The following is a 17,581-nucleotide window of genomic DNA, read 5'->3' as shown; positions in this document are numbered from 1 at the left end:
CGATCGCCTACATTTGTGATGACCCGTAGCCAAAAATGGATAAAGTCGAGCTAAGGATTCAGGTCTAATAAGCTAATCAGCATTCAAGTTGCATAATCAGGGCGGGCTTTTCGGTCCACCCCACAAGATATTGAGAAAATTTTCATCTGCAAATTAGATGTGTTTTAGCTTATTTAGGAAGCAGGGATGGGCGAGACAGCCGGCTAAGTCAATCCACTGATTGAGCGTTTGCTAAAGATTTACTTTATAAATGGTTTCTTAGAAAATGAATGACTAAAGTCCTGATTACAAACTTACTTACTAGTAAATCAATTTGTATTAACTAGATAATATTCCTGCAATACTCGTCAATTCCATAATTTTCTCAAACTGAAAATCATGGGCTAAATTCTTGATAAAATTTTGCAGTACAGCATTTTCTGAAGGGATTTGCTCAATTAATTCTAAAATCAGGTCATCACTACATTGAGCTGCGGCAGTATATAACTGTTTCACCCATTCAGGGGACATTTCAGATAATAGATTCACTAAATCTGTAAGCGTCAATATTGATTTTGGCCTTTGTTGCTTTAGGTTTGTTAGCTGATAGCTTTCTTCTTGGTAAATATATTGAACTCCCAAATATTCGCTCAACTTTTCTAGTAATTCTTCCTCGCGGAAAGGCTTGTTAATATAATCATCGCAACCCGCTTTGATTATTGCTTCTCGTTGTTCCTCGAAAGCATTAGCAGTTAAAGCAATAATAATTGTCTTCCAATTTGGAATTTGGGATTTGGTATTTTGGATTGAGGTTTCTTCTCTAGTTTTAATAACTTTTGTAGCTTCGTAGCCGTCCATAATTGGCATCCGCATATCCATTAAGATCAGATGTGGTTGCCATGTCTGCCAAAGTGCGATCGCTTCAATGCCATTTATTGCTTCTTGGACTGCAAAACCGATAGATGTGAGAATTTTCATTAGCACTAAACGGCTGTCTGTGGAATCATCAACCACTAAAATACGGTATTCACTTTGAGCAGGCGCTAAACTAATAACTTGGGGTCTAGTTTGTTCAATCTGGATTTCGCTGGCTATGGCTAGACCAATTTGAATATCAAAAGTAAATTTACTTCCCTCGCCAATAGTGCTGGTGACGCTAATATCTCCTCCCATTAGTTGCACATATTTGCGGCTAATTGCTAAACCTAGTCCTGTTCCCTGTTGCGATTTTCTTCCGGTTTCAGTTTGCCCAAAAGCTTCAAAGAGCAAATCAATTTCTTGTGGGGCAATACCGCGGCCAGTATCTTGAATCTCAAAGGTTAGGAATTGGGCATTGGGCATTGGGCATTGGGCACTTGTACTGAGCGAAGTCGAAGTATTGGGCATTGGGCATTGGGCATTGGGCAGAGGTGCAAAGGGGCTGAGGCGCTGAGGGGAAAGACTTACTACTACTTCTCCTTCTCCTCTGCTCCCCTGCTCACCTACTCCCCTGCTCCCCTGCTCCCCTGCCTCTGCTACTCCCCAGTCCCCACTCCCCATCCCCACCCGCAGTGTCACCCTGCCAGTATCGGTAAATTTGATTGCATTTCCCAGGAGGTTAAGTAAGACTTGACGCAGTTTACTTTCGTCAACTTGGATGTATTGGGGAAGGTGAGATGTATATTCAAAGACTAATTCCAATCCTTTGGAGGTGGCGCGGAAGCGTAACATTTCTTCGAGGTTTTCTAAAAGGCGAATTAAGTCAAAACTGTTGAGATTTAAGGTTATTCTGCCAGCTTCGATTTTAGACATTTCCAAAATGTCGTTGATTAAATTCAGGAGATGTTCGCCAGCACGATTGATGATTGCTAAATTTTGCTGATGTTCAGTTGATAAATCACGATCGTGGCTCATGACTTGGGTAAAACCGAGGATGGCGTTAAGTGGAGTACGCAGTTCGTGACTCATGTTGGCCAGGAATTCGCTTTTGGCACGATTAGCAGCATCAGCAACGATCACAGCTTCTTGCAATGCTTGTGACTGCCTTTGAGTTTGCGCTAGCAATTGTGCCTGCTGTAAAGCAACACCCAACTGATTGCCAATTTGAACTACGATATTGATTTCTCCTGGTTTCCATTGGCGGGAATCGGAATTTTGATAACTCGCCAGCAATCCCCAAAGCTGACTACCGTGTAAAATCGGAACAATAATATAGGCTTTAGCCTGAAAGCGCTCTAAAAGGTTGATATAAGCAGAATGAAAATCAGCGTTGTAAATGTCTGGGACACAGATGAAACTTGCACCTGGGGTTACTTGCAGATCGGGATATTCCACCTGATTATCGGCGCTATCCAAAATTTTCGCAAGACAACGCCCATCTTGTAAAACACCTTCTGTGAGATGAGGGTCATTGTTATGTTCTTCTATGAGAGAAATCCAACCGTTACCCACCGATTCAGAAACAAATTCGCCATTCCAGTTAGGATTGAAACGATAGACAACAACCCGATCGCAGTTGAGTACTTGGCGTAATTCTTCGGTTGTCGCTGCAAATATCGTCTCTAAATCCAGTGTTTGGCGCATTCTTTGAATCACTTGCGCGATCGCTCTTTCTCGCTCTGCACTCTCACGCAAAGCTTCTTCTGCCAATTTTCTCTCGGTAATATCTGTAATTGTACCGATGTAGCCCTTAATTTCTCCATCATCTCTAAATTCTGGCAAAGCATGACAAATTACCCAGACAACTGTACTATCATCATGCAAAAAACGATGTTCGTATTTATAGGTTGACTTAGCACCTGTTGCTTGATTCCATGCCAACAATAGCTGCTCGCGGTCGTCTGGATGTACGGCATTTGCCCAATGTGTTCCCAGAGAACTTTCTAAACTATATCCAGTAATTTCACTCCAGCGTTGATTAAAATATAAAACATTGCCATCCACATCAGTATGAAAGATACAAGCTGGTGAAGCTTCTGCCAGAAGTTGATATCGTTGCTGACCTGATTGCAAAGCTAGTTGTGCCAATTTGCGATCGTTAATGTCTGCCCAATAACCAACCCATTCGATCGGGGAATTCGCTTCGTCACGAATTAACCTCATCTCTTCGTAGAACCAGTGATAAGTTCTGTCAGCGTGTAACCACCGGTATTCATAAGAAATGTACTCCTGCTTAATAAGGTGGGAAAATTTTTCCGAGATCGGTTCAATATCTTGTGGATGGACGCGATCGAGCCAAAAACTGGAGTTACCGATAAATTTTTGCGCTTCATAGCCTACCATTTCTTTAACGTTTTCACTGATAAAAGTAATGCTAAAATCATCTGAGGTTTTGCTGCTATAAATGACTACAGGGCTAGAGGTGAGCAGATATTGTAGGCGTTCGTTGACTAAACGCAGTTCTTGTTCGACGTGTTTGCGTTCGCGTAGGGCTGCATGTAGTTCGCTAATTTCTACTAAAACTGTGCCAACACCAGAGGGGCGATCGCTTTCACCAACAATCGGAAAATAAGAAGCTAAGAAGTGGCGGATAATATCTGGTTGTTTGATTGATGTGCTGCTTAATTCTTGATTAATAATCGGTTGACCAGTTATCAGAACTTGTTGATAAATTGGTTCTACTAAAGGAGCGATGTTGGGTAAAACTTCATGGATGGTCTTGCCAATATGAGCTTGCTGGGGTAGTCCATTAATCTCCGCTAACAGTTGGTTAATTTGCACAAATCGCAGCTGTTTATCTACAATATTCATGCCAACGGGAGCGCTGCTAAAAAAGGCATTGAGACGAGCTTCTCTGAGCGCTAATTCTTGTTCTAAAGTTTTGCGCTCAATCAACCCACCCAATTGAGCCGCAACAGCACTGACTAGCAAGAGCAAACGCCGATCTACCAATACTGAGCTACGTTTAAAAAACACTAAAACAGCTAATACTTGGTTCCCAGCCAGGATGGGAACACCAAAACCAGCTTTTAATCCTACCTTTGCGGCTTGTGGCGATCGCAAGAAAACTGGTTGTGTAACTTTAGAAACATCTTCTATCCATTCTGGTTCTTGACTTTGCCAAACTCTTCCTGGTAATCCCACTCCCAGAGCAAATTTCAAAGTTTGGCTTTGCTGGCAGAATTCTTTTAAGCTGCTTTGTTCCCCGTACCAGCTTAAACTGTGTTTTAAAACAGTCCCATCTTCGTTAGGTATCCAGGCTTCACCAAAATCCCAGCCAATGGTGTGACAAATTAAGCGCAAGACCACTGCTAAGGCGCTGTTGACATCGCTAGCGCGAGTGATAGCTTGGGTTGTCAACAGCAACAAACGGCTTTCATTTTCTGCCTGCTTGCGTTCAGTAATATCTTTGGTGGTTCCTAGTACGTACCATTGCCCATCAATCTCGATCATTTCTGCACTCAACAGTGTTGTTTTAATTTCTCCTGTTGAAGTGCAGACATCAATTTCATAGTTGCGGATGGCTTTTGCTTGTTGCAGAATGTGGGTAAGAAAATTATATTCTTCTGGATTCACCCAAATATGCAATTCTTTATCGGTGCGATCAATCGCTTGAGAGCGAGAATAACCAAAAAACCGACAAAAGCTGTCGTTTACTTCGATGTAGCGTTTGCCCTGAACAGTAATTAAGGCAATTGGATCGGGAGATGACCGGAAAGCTGATGCTAACTTTTCTTCAGAAGCCCGTCGTGCTGCTTCTGCGCGTTGGCGTTCTTTTGCCTCCAATACCAAGGATACTAAATTGCTCAGAGAGCGAGCGAAATTTTGGTCTTCTAGCGTCCAATAATGCGTAACTTCCACTGCTTCCAGACATAAAACTCCTACGGTCTTTCCCTCCAGCCTAATAGGTGTATCGAGGATAGAGGTGATGTTTAATTTTGAGTAAGAGGCAGAAAATTCTTTAATTCTGGGATCGGTATGAGCATCATCTGCGGCGATTGATTGGTTTTGCTGCAAAGCTGCAAAATAAATTGGATAGTCTGCCACTGATAAGAAAAGTCCTTCGCTATGTTGATTGCGACTGCCCTCAAATAGATCGAAACACTGGATTTTTATATCTGTTGCGTCATACAGCCAGACACTAGCTCTTTCTACGCCAATATTTTTGACAGCTGTTTCTGTGATTTTACCCAAGGCTGCTTTCAAATCACCCTGATAAAGTATTTGATTTTGTGCCAATTGTGTGAGCACGAGATTATGATTGCGGAGCTTAATCGCGCTTTCTTGGAGTAATTTTTCCACACCTCGACGCTGCGTAATATTACTAGCAGTGCCCGTCATGCCTATAACTTGACCGTCTTCGTTGCGTAATGCGATCGCATTCAACATTAGATAAAGTAAAGTACCATCTTTAGCGACACAGGTAGTTTCATGCTGAAAGATAGACTTTCCCTGAAGAACACGCTCAAAAGCTACTTTATCTTGAGCAATTTGTGTCGGTGAGATGAAATCAATTAAGGCACGCCCGATCATTTCTTGCGGTTCGTAGCCATAAATCTGCTTGACTGCTGGATTGACAAAGGTAATTAGTCCATCAATGTCCACCGACCAGATCGCGTCCTGGGATGTCTCCACTAAAAGCCGATACTGACTTTCACTCTTCTTCAGGGCGGCTTCGACTACCAGGCGTTCGCTTTGATAAACTTCTCTACAAAAGGCTTTGCTAATGCTAACGGGAATTTCTTTAAAAATATCTTCTATTTGTCTGTTGCAAATATTTAACTCAACTGTAAGCCGTTGACGCTCTTGAATTTCCTGTTGCAGTTGGGCATTTTTTTCTTTTAACTGTTTTTTCAATCTTTGGACATTGAGTTGATTTTGGACGCGTAATAAAACTTCTTTAGTTTTGAATGGTTGAGTAATATAGTCAACATCGCCTAAATTGAAGACGCTTATCTTTTCCAAAAAATCATCGAAAATTCCGAAAATAATTATCGGAATATCTTGAGTTTTATCGTTAACTTTCAAATCTTGACATACTTGATAATCATCCTTGTCGATAATGAGAACATTTAGCAAAAGCAAATCCGGGGGAGAAACGAGTGCTGTCTTGATTGCCAATTGCCCAGAAATCACACTTTCTACCTGATAACCTTGGTGTTGAAGGATGTCTGATAAAAAATGTAAATTCTCTAAGTTGTCATCAACTAATAAAATTTTTATTTTTTGAGCATCCATATCAGTTACTAAGTTAATTTTCAATCAGAAAGAATTTCTGGAATAAAACTGAGCATGAAATCAGAAAGCAAAACTCTGTCACCAAATTGTAAATAAAATCATCGTCGCTTACAAGCATACTTCAGCGCTAGGTGTATATAAAAGTTGCAGATAAACCAGGATAACTGTTTATATCATGTCCGCTTCATTACTTAATTAAATCCGAATAATCCCAAATAGCCAATAGCTACGGTGTACATACAAGTCCTAAAAATCTGGATTGATCGGGCTTGACTCGTTCCCAGTCTCCAACTGGGAATGCATTCATTGAGTCTCTGACTCAATGTCTAACTGGAGACAGCAGCCGCTAATCAGCCATTGCCATGCTCTGTATGAGAACGAGATAAATCTGAGAACAATGGGAAATCGAGCTTTTTTCTACTTGTATCCACACCGTAGCCCTTCGCCTTAGGGAAACGCCAAAAGCGTTAGCAAGTCTTCATACGGCAAGCTACGTCCAGCGTCTCTGTCAATCTAACCCTGAGATCGGGCTAGAGCTTCTGGCTACAAGCGAATTTAATTAAATTTACATTACATAATATAGTTTAATTTACGATCGCCTACTTCTTTGACATTCAATATTCTCAAGCTTTTCATCCTTTTTTTGTTTGATACGGTAAATCCAACCTATGGCTGTACGGTTTACCCAACTATTTTGAGATTCTTCTTTTATTAAATTACTTACTAGAGAGAAGAAACAAAGCAAATAAAACTCCTCTCTAAAAAACACCTCTAAAACTTTGTTTGATTACCCAAGATTGAATTAGAAAGTTAAGGAGAGATTAAAATATGGCACTCATTCGTTGGGAACCATTCCGTGAAATGGAAATTCTGCGTCGTCAAATGGATCAACTATTCTCTGAGCTTACAGCAGCCGAGCGCGATAACTCCGAGATTTCTGCATCACCGAGAACAGCGTGGGTTCCTGCGGTTGAATTACATGATAATGGTTCAGAGTTGCTATTAAGAGTTGAGATTCCAGGTCTGGAAGCTAAAGACTTGGATATTCAAGTTACTCAAGATGCAGTTTCGATAGCTGGTGAGCATCGTTACGAAAAACATTCCCAATCTAACGCTAAAGTTCATTCGGAATTCCGGTATGGCAAGTTCGCTAGAGTAATTCCTCTGCCAACCAAAGTTCAGAATCAAAAAGTTAAGGCAGACTTGAAAGATGGGATTTTAATTTTGAATTTACCCAAACTAGAGCAAGAACAAAGCAAAGTCTTTAAAGTGAATTTAGGACAATCTCAAAGTGCTACAGCTTCTATAGAAGCTGGCAATGGCAACAACTAACCCAACATAACATCACAGCAAAGTGTTCCAACTGCTTGAGAAGATGTTCTATTTTCTCATTCAATGATTCCTATCTCTCTGGAATAGGTAAATTTTGATAGAAACCCCAGCAAATGAGTTTAGCTGGGGTTTTTCTTTTTTTATTTAGCACTGTTTCAGTAAATTCAGGGAGAGGGTGCTATTCCTCTTGCACATCAACCCAGATACTGCCTTCTTCAACACGAACTGGAAATACTGGCAATGCTTTTTGTTGTGAAACCAACGAGAGCACTTTACCTACACCAGGTGGCCAGGCACACCATCCTTGTACCTCACCAGTCCGCAAGTCAAAAGCACTGCGATGAAAGGTACAAACTATTGCTCCACTTTCAGTAATTTTCCCACTTTTCAACGGTAATTTTAAGTGGGGACAGTTGTTATCTACAGCATAAAGCTGATTTTCGTGATTCAAAAGCAGAATTTTCCGGTTGCCAACTTTCACCACTTCTCGCGCACCAGGGGAAAGTGCTTCGACTGCAAGAACTTTCGTCCAACTCATTAGGTTCTCCTCTCTTAATATATCTGCTTACAGTTTCCCGCAATAGTGACCAGTGCGATCGCCTTTCAATACCGGAGAGCCGAGAATGTCTACAACGGGCTTTGTCTAAGATTCTAAAACTATAAAATTTTACAAAAAATTCCAGCTTTATACTGAATAAAATTATTTCTGGGTAAACTAAATAAAGCGCTTACTATCTATGTATCACAAGGCTTATAGCTGAAAAATACAATTTTGAGGAATATAAAAAATGATTAAGACAAGTTACGAATTTGACCAGTCTATCCTCGCCGCCGGATCTTCATTAAAGACAAATATTTTGCTACGTTTTCGTGCCGACATAGCTAAATCTCCTCGACGTAACCTTAACCTTTCGCTTGTAATTGACCGTTCCGGCTCTATGGCAGGCGCTCCCTTGCATCACGCACTCAAAGCTGCTGAGTCTGTGGTAGAGCGACTTGAGCCAGATGACATTCTCTCAGTAGTTGTTTACGACGATGAAGTGGATAGCGTTGTGCCACCCCAGTCTGTGACTAACAAAGCCGCACTGAAAAATTCCATCCGCAAAGTGAGAGCAGGCGGTATTACCAACTTATCGGGGGGATGGCTCAAAGGCTGCGAACACGTGAAGACGCGACTCGATCCCCAAAAAATCAACCGTGTTCTCCTGCTTACCGATGGTCACGCCAATATGGGCATTCAAGACCCCAAAATCCTGACGGCGACAGCAGGGCAAAAAGCTGAAGAAGGTATTATCACAACTACGTTAGGTTTTGCTCAAGGTTTCAACGAAGACTTGCTGATTGGAATGGCAAGGGCAGCCACAGGCAACTTCTACTTCATTCAAAGCATCGATGAAGCAACTGAAGTGTTTAGTATTGAGCTAGATAGTTTAAGAGCAGTAGTGGGACAGAACCTCAAGGTGACACTTGAATTGGCAGATGGTGTCAGCCTGGTTGATACCTTAAGTCTGGCTAAAGTTAGCCAGAATGACGCCAGTCAAGCTGTCATCACCTTAGGAGAGCTTTACGAGGATGAGGACAAACTTCTCGGTTTGAGTCTGGGGATATCAAGCGCTCAAGTTGGTGATTTACCTGTGATGAAACTGCATTACAGCGCCGATGTTGTGCAAGATGACCGCATTCAAAGCGTTTCAGGTACGGTCGATGTCGTCGCCAAAGTTGGCACTGTTGAGGAAGCAGCTTTTGCTGCTACAAGCCATATAATTCTGGAACTGAGTCGCCTTACCATTGCTAAGGCCAAAGAGACTGCCCTTAATCTCGCTGAACATAGCAAGCATCAGGAAGCTGAACAAACCCTGCGATCGCTTGTGAAAGATTTGCGAGATAAAGGGTTGAATGAGAATTTTGAAATTGCTGAAGAAATCGATCAGCTTGAATATTTCGCCAGTCGGATTGCTCAAAAAGCTTTAGGCAATGCCGGACGGAAAGAGATGCGGGATCAGACTTACCAGACGATGACGCGCAATCGCAGCGATTTGGTGGGTCGCGGTGTCACTACTGGCGATGAAGTGTACGCCATGCCCATTGTGAATGAAGTCGGTTCAGGTGTTGAATTGCACTGCGTTCGTGAAGGGGGTAAACTGCGGGTCAAGGTCATGTCTGAAGGCTACGATTCAACCAAGAACATCCAGTTTCCTCGTGCCATTCGTGCCGAAGGGGCGCGCTATGTCGTTGAAGGATTGGAACTCTCAAGCGATGCTACTTTCTATCGGGTACGTGGTAAAATCACCCGTTTTGCTCAACCCGGTGAAACAGATATCTTCGTTGCCCCTAGACAATCCAATCGAGCTAACACAGGTAAAGCTTCCAAAGGCCCTGCCAGTGCTGCCGATCTGCCCATAACTGACAGCGTCGGGGATAGCATTTTAGTTCAGTGTGTCAAAGATGGCAGCAAACTACGTGCTAGAGTGGTTTCCGACGGATATGAACCGGATTGGAATATGCGTTTTCCGCGATCGGTGCGCGAGGAAGGAATGCTTTACGTCGTTGATGAAGTCAAAACCGCACCAGATGGCAAATCTTATATTGCCTGTGGTGAAATTAAGCGATTTGTCCAACCCACTTGAATTGAGGAGCGGGGAGCAGGGGAGCAGGGGAGCAGAGGGGCACGGAGCAGGGGAAGGCACGGAGCAGGGGAAGCAAGGGGACAAGGGGACAAGGTGACAAAAGTTTAGAACTTACAACAAGTCTTTCCCCTTGTCCCCAATTCTCCTTGTCTCCAAGTCCTCTTTCCAATACCCAATGCCCAATGCCCAATGCCCAATGCCCAATACCCAATGCCCCATGCCCAATCCTTAAAATATGCCAAGTAAATATGCCTTAGCCGACTGAGACTGTCAGGATCAAAGAGTAAAGAGTAAAAGGCAATCTATTTTGACTTTTAACTTTCTCCTTTTGTTCAACTTCCACAACGGGAGGTTTAATCTTGACTAAATTGAAAGTTGGTATCAACGGCTTCGGTCGAATCGGGCGACTTGTACTTCGCGCTGGCATCGATAATCCCAACATTGAGTTTGTGGGTATTAACGACCTAGTACCACCAGATAATCTCGCTTACCTATTAAAGTACGACTCAACCCACGGTCAATTAAAGCACAAGGTTGAAGCCAAGGAAGACGGCATCCTGATTGACGAACATTTCATTCCTTGTGTGTCAGTTAGGAATCCAGCAGAGTTACCTTGGGGGAAATTAGGTGCAGATTATGTCGTGGAAGCTACCGGACTCTTCACTGACTATGAAGGAGCTGCAAACCACCTGAAGGCAGGTGCAAAGCGAGTGGTAATTTCCGCTCCCACCAAAGATCCAGATAGAGTTACTACCCTGTTAATGGGTGTCAATCATCACCTATTTGACCCTGGTAAGGATATCATTGTCTCCAATGCTAGCTGTACTACAAACTGTTTAGCTCCCATCGCTAAGGTCATTAATGACAACTTTGGGTTGACTGAAGGGTTGATGACCACAGTCCATGCCATGACTGCGACTCAGCCAACTGTAGACGGCCCTAGCAAGAAAGACTGGCGGGGTGGTCGAGGTGCATCCCAAAATATTATTCCCTCCTCCACAGGCGCAGCGAAAGCCGTAGCATTGGTTTTACCAGAATTGAAGGGCAGGTTAACTGGGATGGCATTACGAGTTCCGACTCCCGATGTCTCCGTAGTTGATTTAACTTTCAAAACAGCCAAAGACACCAGTTATCAAGAAATCCGTGCTGCTATGAAGGAGGCTGCCGCAGGGTCATTAAAGGGTATCTTGGGTTACACAGATGAAGAAGTAGTTTCCACAGATTTTCAAGGCGATACCCATTCCAGTATCTTCGACGCAGGTGCTGGGATTGAGTTGAATTCCAACTTCTTCAAGGTAATTGCCTGGTATGACAACGAGTGGGGTTACTCAAATCGCGTGATTGACTTGATGTTGTCTATGTCACAGAAGGAACAACTCGCACCGACAGTGGCTGTGGTTTGATTAGTCATTAGTCATTAGTCATTAGTCATTGGTCATTGGTCATTAGCTTTTGACTGCTGACTCTTGACTAGGGACTTTTGGGATTTGGGTCAAATGGTAAATACTCCGAAAATAAAACGGAATCTAGTATTTTTATTTAGCAAACCAGTGATATGAAGCACGTGTGAATTTGGATGTTTTGTGCGATGTCTACGATGGTCACTGAGCTTGTCGAAGTGCGGGCTACGCCTACGCTCAAAGCATCCAAATTTGCAGGTTACTCCTCAACCCCCAATCCCTATGCGTCGAACCAAAATCATTTGTACTGTTGGCCCAGCTACATCTGCACCTGAAAAGCTGCAATCCTTGGTAAAAGCTGGAATGAATGTGGCACGGCTGAATTTTTCCCACGGAGCTTATGAATTTCACGCCCAAACGGCTCACTATCTCAGGCAGATTAGTACTGAACTGCAAAAGCCGATCGCCATTATGCAAGACCTATGTGGCCCGAAAATTCGTTTGGGAACTTTACCACCAGAAGGGTTAAATTTAGAAGCTGGTACTGAAGTTACTTTTGTTTTGCAAGAAAAGGGTGAGAGTATCGACGAACTACCCTTACCATTACCGACTTTGTTTGCAATGGTGCGACCAGGCGAACCGATTTTGATTAATGATGGTCGTGTCAAGTTGATAGTTACCGATCGCGATGCCGATCGCATTCGGGCACAAGTTAAAATTGGCGGGCTAATTTCTACGCACAAGGGAGTAAACCTGCCTCAAACTCCTTTACCTGTAAGTTCGATCACCGAAAAAGACTTGCTGGATTTGCGTTTTGGGATTCAGTTGGGTGTAGACTGGGTGGCGGTGTCCTTCGTGCGATCGCCACAAGACTTAGAACCCGCCAAGCGGATGATTGAAGCTGCTGGCGCTTCGATTCGCTTAATTGCCAAAATCGAAAGAGCGGAGGCAGTAGAAAACTTTGACTCTATTCTGAAGGTTGCCGACGCAATTATGATTGCCCGTGGCGATTTAGGGGTGGAAGTGCCAATTCACGAAGTACCCCTAATTCAAAAAGATATTATTCGCCGTTGCAATCGTGCTGGCAAGCCAGTGATTACAGCCACCCAAATGCTAGAGTCAATGATTAGCGCCCCCGATCCCACCCGCGCCGAAGCAACCGATGTTGCTAACTCGATCTTGGATGGAACAGACGCGGTAATGCTTTCTGGTGAAACAGCTGTCGGACAATATCCCGTCGCCGCCGTCCAGATGATGCACAACATCGCCGTGCGGACAGAACAGGCTTTAGATGAGGGTAGCAAAAATGCTTGGTGTCATGAAGCAGGCAGTCTGAGCGTTACCGAATCTGTGGCAGAATCCGTCTGTCGTATCGCCTATGAAACAGGCTCACGGGCAATTCTCTGTAACACTACATCAGGAAGTACGGCGAGAATGGTTTCTAAATATCGGCCGACTTCTCCGATTATTGCCCTGACCTCCGACATCACCGCTTACCGCCAATTAGCACTTTCTTGGGGTGTGGAGGCTTTGCTGATCCCGCCAGTCCACAATGCTGAAGAGATGTTTACCAATGTGGTAAACACAGTTGTAGACATGGGTTTAGCGAATAAGGGCGATAAAGTAGTAATTACCTCTGGTGTTCCAATTGGTAAATCAGGAACAACTAGTTTAATCAAAGTGCATTCCATTGGACAGCCAATTTCGGCATAAGGCACTTAGAATAAGGCTGTGGCACAAGATAGTAAGCAAAATTGGGCAACGATCAAGAAAAATTGCCAGAATCAGAATTGAAGGAAGAGTAAAGAGTGTAAAGAACTGGGGAATAAGTAAATCCTGTAACAAACATCACGGAGTATTTTATGTCTAAGAATTTACTGGAACAATTGCGACAAGTGACTGTTGTAGTCGCAGATACAGGGGATATCCAGGCAATTGAAAAGTTCAAACCCCAAGACGCTACCACCAATCCTTCGCTGATTACTGCTGCGGCACAAATGCCAGAATATCAGGAAATTGTCGATCAAACTTTACTCCAAGCCCAGAAAGATGCTGGAGCCGGAGCCGCCCAAGCACAGATAGTTTCTCTGGCTTTTGACCGTTTGGCAGTTGCCTTTGGATTAAAGATTTTGCAAATCATTCCCGGTCGTGTATCTACAGAAGTGGATGCTCGCTTGTCTTACGATACCGAAGCTACTGTAACTAAGGCACGGGAATTAATTGCCCAGTATAAAGCTGCTGGAATTGGCCGCGATCGCGTTTTAATTAAAATTGCCAGCACTTGGGAAGGTATTCGCGCTGCGGAAATTCTCGAAAAAGAAGGTATTCACTGTAACCTTACCTTGTTATTTGGTCTTCACCAAGCGATCGCCTGTGCAGAAGCTGGCATTACCTTAATTTCTCCCTTCGTCGGTCGGATTCTCGACTGGTACAAAAAAGATACCGGACGCGATAGCTACCCAGCAGCCGAAGATCCAGGTGTTTTGTCTGTCACCAAAATCTACAACTACTACAAGAAATTTGGCTATAAAACCGAAGTTATGGGAGCTAGTTTCCGTAACGTTGGTGAAATTACTGAACTTGCAGGTAGTGATTTGCTGACCATTTCGCCGTCGCTTTTGGCTGAATTGCAAGCAACCATTGGAGAACTACCACGTAAACTTGACCCTGCGAAAGTAGCAAACTTGTCAATCGAAAAGATATCCATTGACAAAGCCAGCTATGACAAGATGCACGCTGCTGACCGCATGGCAACTGACAAACTAGACGAAGGTATTAAAGGTTTCACCAAGGCACTAGAAGACCTTGAGAAACTTTTGGCAGACCGACTAGTTTGCCTGGAAGGACAGGTAGTGGCAAGCCATTAGGGATTTCCAATTAAAAAACATCCAAAGTAGTGTGCGTTACGGCTTAAGCCGTAACGCACTTCAAATACGATCTCTGGGTAATTTAGTTATGATTGCCATAGTCATTTCATTCCACACGCCAGTCGCTCATCGAGAAAACTCCGACAAGCAACAGCAATGCTTGTCTACGTAGGCGTAGTCCGTCGTAGACATCGCATCAAAAATTTACGCTGCGGACATGATATGACTCTTTTAATCCTCGTGGTCATCAAACGGATCGTTCAATTCCTTGCTAGGAGGACCAAAGGAGGTATAAATCGAAATTCCTGTGATGGCAATCACCACGGCAGCCACAGAAATGCTAAGAACTATTGCGGGTTCCATAATTGAGAGATAGATGATGAGTGCTATTCTTATAGAATATTACAGAAGATTAAAAAAAGCTTTGGCAAGTAATCTTAGGTGAACTATGGCACAAAGGACTAGGTTGGGAGATATCCTGAAACCACTGAACTCTGAGTATGGAAAAGTGGCTCCAGGTTGGGGTACTACCCCTGTAATGGCTGTTTTTATAGGGCTATTTTTCGTGTTTCTGCTGATTATTCTGCAACTTTACAATAAAACACTGTTGGTTCAGGATGTATTTGTCGATTGGCGCAGTTTAGGACGCTAACACATACACAGCGAGCGAGTTTGGATAACAAGTTAAGTTACACCCGGTTTTTCCGGGTTTTTTTGTGAGTTGCGATTTCCGACTAGACTAACTATATATGTGAATTTCTGTAGTGGTTTTAGAGTTTACAGGAGACAAAAAATGAATATATTTGGTATTGGTCTGCCAGAAATGGCTGTAATTATGGTAGTAGCGCTGTTAATCTTTGGCCCAAAGAAGCTACCAGAGATCGGTCGAAGTGTGGGCAAAACAATTCGTAGTTTCCAAGAAGCTTCCAAGGAGTTTCAAAACGAGTTTCAAAAAGAAGCAGAACAGTTAGAAGAAGTTGTACAGACTACTGCTGAATTGGAACCTAAGCAAATCCACCCTGCTAAATCTGAGCAGGATACCGCTAGTTCTTCCCAACCTAGCTAGTAGTTTGTCAAGTTCGTAGTAAGGACTTTAGTCCTTATTTTCTAAGGGACTTCCAAATAAAAAAACATACAATTTTTCTTGTGGGGTGGACATCTTGTCCGCCCATAACTAAGGGCGGGCGAGACGCCCACCCCACAAGATTGGATAATTTATTTCTTGGCAATCCCTAAGCACTTTAGTGCTTACTACAAACCCTTCATTACTAGTAGTCTGGCAACTCAAAAATGTTAGGTGGAGGTTGGGTAAAGGGTAAAGGGACTCATGGTAAGGGATAAAAAACCTTTACCCTTTACCCCTGCCCCTTTACCCCGCCAAGTTGCCAAGGCGTACTACTAGAAGAGTGATGAATATCAATTGACTGTAGACAAAATGACAGAAGCTGTTACGCAACCAGCTTTGGTAATTCCACAACTAATCGTCGGGTTAGGGAATCCAGAAGCTAAGTACGACCAAACACGCCATAATATCGGTTTTGCTGCTTTAGAAACTCTCTCTCGTTCTTGGCGCATTTCCTTAACAGAAAACCGCAAGTTTCAAGGTGAGTATGGCGAGGGTATGGCCCCAGGTGGAGGTAAAATTCGCTTGTTGAAACCGTTAACTTATATGAATCGCTCAGGACAAGCAATACAAGCGGTGACAAGTTGGTATAAATTGCCGCCTGAGTCAGTGTTGGTGATTTATGACGATATGGATTTGCCCTTGGGAAAAACTCGTTTGCGCTTATCTGGTTCGGCTGGGGGACATAACGGTATGAAAAGTGCGATCGCACATCTTAGTACCCAAAACTTTCCCCGTTTGCGAATCGGTATTGGTAAACCCAAAGATGCAGCTAATAACGATGATTCTGGTGCTATCTCTCATGTGCTAGGGCGATTTTCCGCTGCCGAAAATCAGCAGATGTCTCTTGTACTTCAGTTCGTAGTTGAGTGTATTGAACTAAGTCTCAAGCAGGGAGTAGAAAAGGCGATGAATGTTTGTAATAGCCGCACAATTAATAATTCTGAGTCTTAGGGCTGGATGAATACTATCCTATCAGCTGATTAAAGAAAGCTAACCGATGTTTAAAGGCGCTTATTTTGGTTGATGGGCAGCGATTTTAGCTTGCTCCATCTAACCAAGATAAAGTCTCTAACGCGCTCTACGTATAGGAAAAGTAACTTATTTACACCCTAATTAGCGGTGCGGCAGACTTTGCTTAATGTTTGTATGAATGATGGCGCAAGCGCTATTGCCTGTTTTCGGTCATAACCTCAAGCAACGCCGATATCACACCAAATAGGTTTATTTAAAACGTCTTGTGCGTCTAGCTGCCACTGCCTTACGTTTGCGTTTTTCTATTGGTGTTTCAAAGTGCCGATGATATTTTACATCAGCTAATATCCCAGCTTTGGAAACCTGGCGTTTAAACCGACGCAAAGCTGAGTCTATTCCTTCGTTCTCTCCTAGAACCACCTGGGTCATTCTTCCCTTTTCCTCATCATCAATAGTTTCCATTCTAATATTACCCTCAACCTTAGTAAAACCCCTCTGAGCTAAAGTCACAATTAAGAGGCTATTCGTCCGGTTGACGCGGGTTATGTGTACTTCTATCTCGTAAAATCGTTACTTAACTAAAAGTTAATCTAAGTGCCCTAATGCACTCTCAGAAGCAATGGAGAAGATGGGAAAATTATAATACTAAATTTTTCTGGCTGTACTATGAACTAGCGAATAATGTAATCTTAGCTACTAAGGTAGATGAGCCAATCTGACTATATTTACAGATTTTAAAAGTTGATTCTGCCCTCATTTAGTAATTTATATCCAGCGGCTAATGCTGTAAAAGCAACTATGAAATTCCATAAGCTAGTTGGCTGTAAAATAACTCCACCGCTTAAGAAAACTAGTACTATACCAATGCCTAGAAAAATCCATCCTAAGTTACCAGTTTCTCTTTGAAAAAAGACTAATGCAAATATACCTGTCATTGTTGCTAAAACTGAAGCTGTAGCCGGCAAGCTACGGTAAAAATATGAATAGTAACCACTAACAAATATGATGTTTTGACCAAAAAAGTATAATCCTGTGAAAAGTAGAATTAAACCTATAAGTTTGATTAACAATCTACCCATAATATTTTGATGTTTTTAATAGCCCAAGCTAATTTTTATCCGA

General features: G+C 42.9%; 13 protein-coding genes. 8 read left to right on the top strand and 5 right to left on the bottom strand.

Going from position 1 to position 17,581, the window contains the following annotated elements; all coding sequences use genetic code 11:
- Positions 1 to 318: 318 nt before the first annotated feature.
- On the bottom strand, positions 319 to 6,135 hold the full coding sequence (locus tag RMZ42_RS26455) for a PAS domain S-box protein (protein WP_322674212.1): 5,817 nt from the start codon (positions 6,133 to 6,135) through the stop codon (positions 319 to 321).
- 828 nt (positions 6,136 to 6,963) lie between these two features.
- Here RMZ42_RS26455 and RMZ42_RS26450 point away from each other — a divergent pair.
- A complete protein-coding gene (locus RMZ42_RS26450) occupies positions 6,964 to 7,467 on the top strand; it encodes an Hsp20/alpha crystallin family protein (protein ID WP_322674208.1) in 504 nt (167 codons plus the stop codon).
- A 178-nt stretch (positions 7,468 to 7,645) separates the two neighbouring features.
- On the opposite strand, the gene RMZ42_RS26445 is transcribed toward RMZ42_RS26450, so the two are convergent.
- Positions 7,646 to 8,005: a Rieske (2Fe-2S) protein gene (locus RMZ42_RS26445; RefSeq protein ID WP_322674207.1), complete on the bottom strand. Its 360-nt coding sequence runs from the start codon at positions 8,003 to 8,005 to the stop codon at positions 7,646 to 7,648.
- A 250-nt stretch (positions 8,006 to 8,255) separates the two neighbouring features.
- Here RMZ42_RS26445 and RMZ42_RS26440 point away from each other — a divergent pair, with 250 nt between their 5' ends.
- From RMZ42_RS26440 to RMZ42_RS26425, 4 genes are all read left to right on the top strand, one after another.
- Positions 8,256 to 10,094 carry a vWA domain-containing protein gene (locus RMZ42_RS26440; RefSeq protein WP_322674206.1) on the top strand — a complete coding sequence of 613 codons (1,839 nt, stop codon included), beginning with the start codon at positions 8,256 to 8,258 and terminating at the stop codon, positions 10,092 to 10,094.
- A 359-nt stretch (positions 10,095 to 10,453) separates the two neighbouring features.
- Positions 10,454 to 11,497 (top strand): type I glyceraldehyde-3-phosphate dehydrogenase, encoded by a 1,044-nt coding sequence (gene gap, locus RMZ42_RS26435; RefSeq protein ID WP_322674205.1) that lies wholly within the window; start codon positions 10,454 to 10,456, stop codon positions 11,495 to 11,497.
- 279 nt (positions 11,498 to 11,776) lie between these two features.
- Positions 11,777 to 13,207, top strand: a complete 1,431-nt coding sequence (pyk, locus tag RMZ42_RS26430; protein ID WP_322674204.1) for a pyruvate kinase — start codon at positions 11,777 to 11,779, stop codon at positions 13,205 to 13,207.
- 149 nt (positions 13,208 to 13,356) lie between these two features.
- Positions 13,357 to 14,361 (top strand): transaldolase, encoded by a 1,005-nt coding sequence (locus RMZ42_RS26425; RefSeq protein WP_322674203.1) that lies wholly within the window; start codon positions 13,357 to 13,359, stop codon positions 14,359 to 14,361.
- Positions 14,362 to 14,592: 231 nt separating this feature from the next.
- Here RMZ42_RS26425 and psbN read toward each other — a convergent pair whose 3' ends face one another.
- Positions 14,593 to 14,724 (bottom strand): photosystem II reaction center protein PsbN, encoded by a 132-nt coding sequence (psbN, locus tag RMZ42_RS26420; RefSeq protein ID WP_322674202.1) that lies wholly within the window; start codon positions 14,722 to 14,724, stop codon positions 14,593 to 14,595.
- 85 nt (positions 14,725 to 14,809) lie between these two features.
- Here psbN and psbH point away from each other — a divergent pair, with 85 nt between their 5' ends.
- The 3 genes from psbH (at position 14,810) to pth (ending at position 16,438) form a co-directional block, all read left to right on the top strand.
- Entirely contained in the window at positions 14,810 to 15,013 is a 204-nt protein-coding gene (gene psbH / locus RMZ42_RS26415) for a photosystem II reaction center phosphoprotein PsbH (RefSeq protein ID WP_322674201.1), read from the top strand.
- Between the two features lie 141 nt (positions 15,014 to 15,154).
- On the top strand, positions 15,155 to 15,427 hold the full coding sequence (locus RMZ42_RS26410) for a TatA/E family twin arginine-targeting protein translocase (RefSeq protein ID WP_094348881.1): 273 nt from the start codon (positions 15,155 to 15,157) through the stop codon (positions 15,425 to 15,427).
- Between the two features lie 369 nt (positions 15,428 to 15,796).
- Positions 15,797 to 16,438: an aminoacyl-tRNA hydrolase gene (gene pth, locus RMZ42_RS26405; RefSeq protein WP_322674211.1), complete on the top strand. Its 642-nt coding sequence runs from the start codon at positions 15,797 to 15,799 to the stop codon at positions 16,436 to 16,438.
- Between the two features lie 270 nt (positions 16,439 to 16,708).
- On the opposite strand, the gene rpsU is transcribed toward pth, so the two are convergent.
- Both rpsU and RMZ42_RS26395 read right to left on the bottom strand, forming a co-directional pair.
- Entirely contained in the window at positions 16,709 to 16,888 is a 180-nt protein-coding gene (rpsU, locus tag RMZ42_RS26400; RefSeq protein ID WP_069073049.1) for a 30S ribosomal protein S21, read from the bottom strand.
- Between the two features lie 305 nt (positions 16,889 to 17,193).
- Positions 17,194 to 17,538: a hypothetical protein gene (locus RMZ42_RS26395; protein ID WP_322674200.1), complete on the bottom strand. Its 345-nt coding sequence runs from the start codon at positions 17,536 to 17,538 to the stop codon at positions 17,194 to 17,196.
- Between the last annotated feature and the right edge of the window lie 43 nt (positions 17,539 to 17,581).

Source organism: Nostoc sp. DedQUE05, from assembly GCF_034530955.1.
Taxonomy (GTDB): domain Bacteria; phylum Cyanobacteriota; class Cyanobacteriia; order Cyanobacteriales; family Nostocaceae; genus Nostoc.
The sequence above is the reverse complement of the archived record's forward strand: the minus strand, read 5'-3'. Positions and strand labels throughout refer to the sequence as shown.

What these genes read in the sequence shown, in the direction of transcription:
- RMZ42_RS26455 (WP_322674212.1), bottom strand. Translation starts at nt 6,135, where the DNA reads ATGGATGCTCAAAAAATAAAAATTTTATTAGTTGATGACAACTTAGAG.
- RMZ42_RS26450 (WP_322674208.1), top strand. Translation starts at nt 6,964, where the DNA reads ATGGCACTCATTCGTTGGGAACCATTCCGTGAAATGGAAATTCTGCGT.
- RMZ42_RS26445 (WP_322674207.1), bottom strand. Translation starts at nt 8,005, where the DNA reads ATGAGTTGGACGAAAGTTCTTGCAGTCGAAGCACTTTCCCCTGGTGCG.
- RMZ42_RS26440 (WP_322674206.1), top strand. Translation starts at nt 8,256, where the DNA reads ATGATTAAGACAAGTTACGAATTTGACCAGTCTATCCTCGCCGCCGGA.
- pyk (WP_322674204.1), top strand. Translation starts at nt 11,777, where the DNA reads ATGCGTCGAACCAAAATCATTTGTACTGTTGGCCCAGCTACATCTGCA.
- RMZ42_RS26425 (WP_322674203.1), top strand. Translation starts at nt 13,357, where the DNA reads ATGTCTAAGAATTTACTGGAACAATTGCGACAAGTGACTGTTGTAGTC.
- psbN (WP_322674202.1), bottom strand. Translation starts at nt 14,724, where the DNA reads ATGGAACCCGCAATAGTTCTTAGCATTTCTGTGGCTGCCGTGGTGATT.
- psbH (WP_322674201.1), top strand. Translation starts at nt 14,810, where the DNA reads ATGGCACAAAGGACTAGGTTGGGAGATATCCTGAAACCACTGAACTCT.
- RMZ42_RS26410 (WP_094348881.1), top strand. Translation starts at nt 15,155, where the DNA reads ATGAATATATTTGGTATTGGTCTGCCAGAAATGGCTGTAATTATGGTA.
- pth (WP_322674211.1), top strand. Translation starts at nt 15,797, where the DNA reads ATGACAGAAGCTGTTACGCAACCAGCTTTGGTAATTCCACAACTAATC.
- rpsU (WP_069073049.1), bottom strand. Translation starts at nt 16,888, where the DNA reads ATGACCCAGGTGGTTCTAGGAGAGAACGAAGGAATAGACTCAGCTTTG.
- RMZ42_RS26395 (WP_322674200.1), bottom strand. Translation starts at nt 17,538, where the DNA reads ATGGGTAGATTGTTAATCAAACTTATAGGTTTAATTCTACTTTTCACA.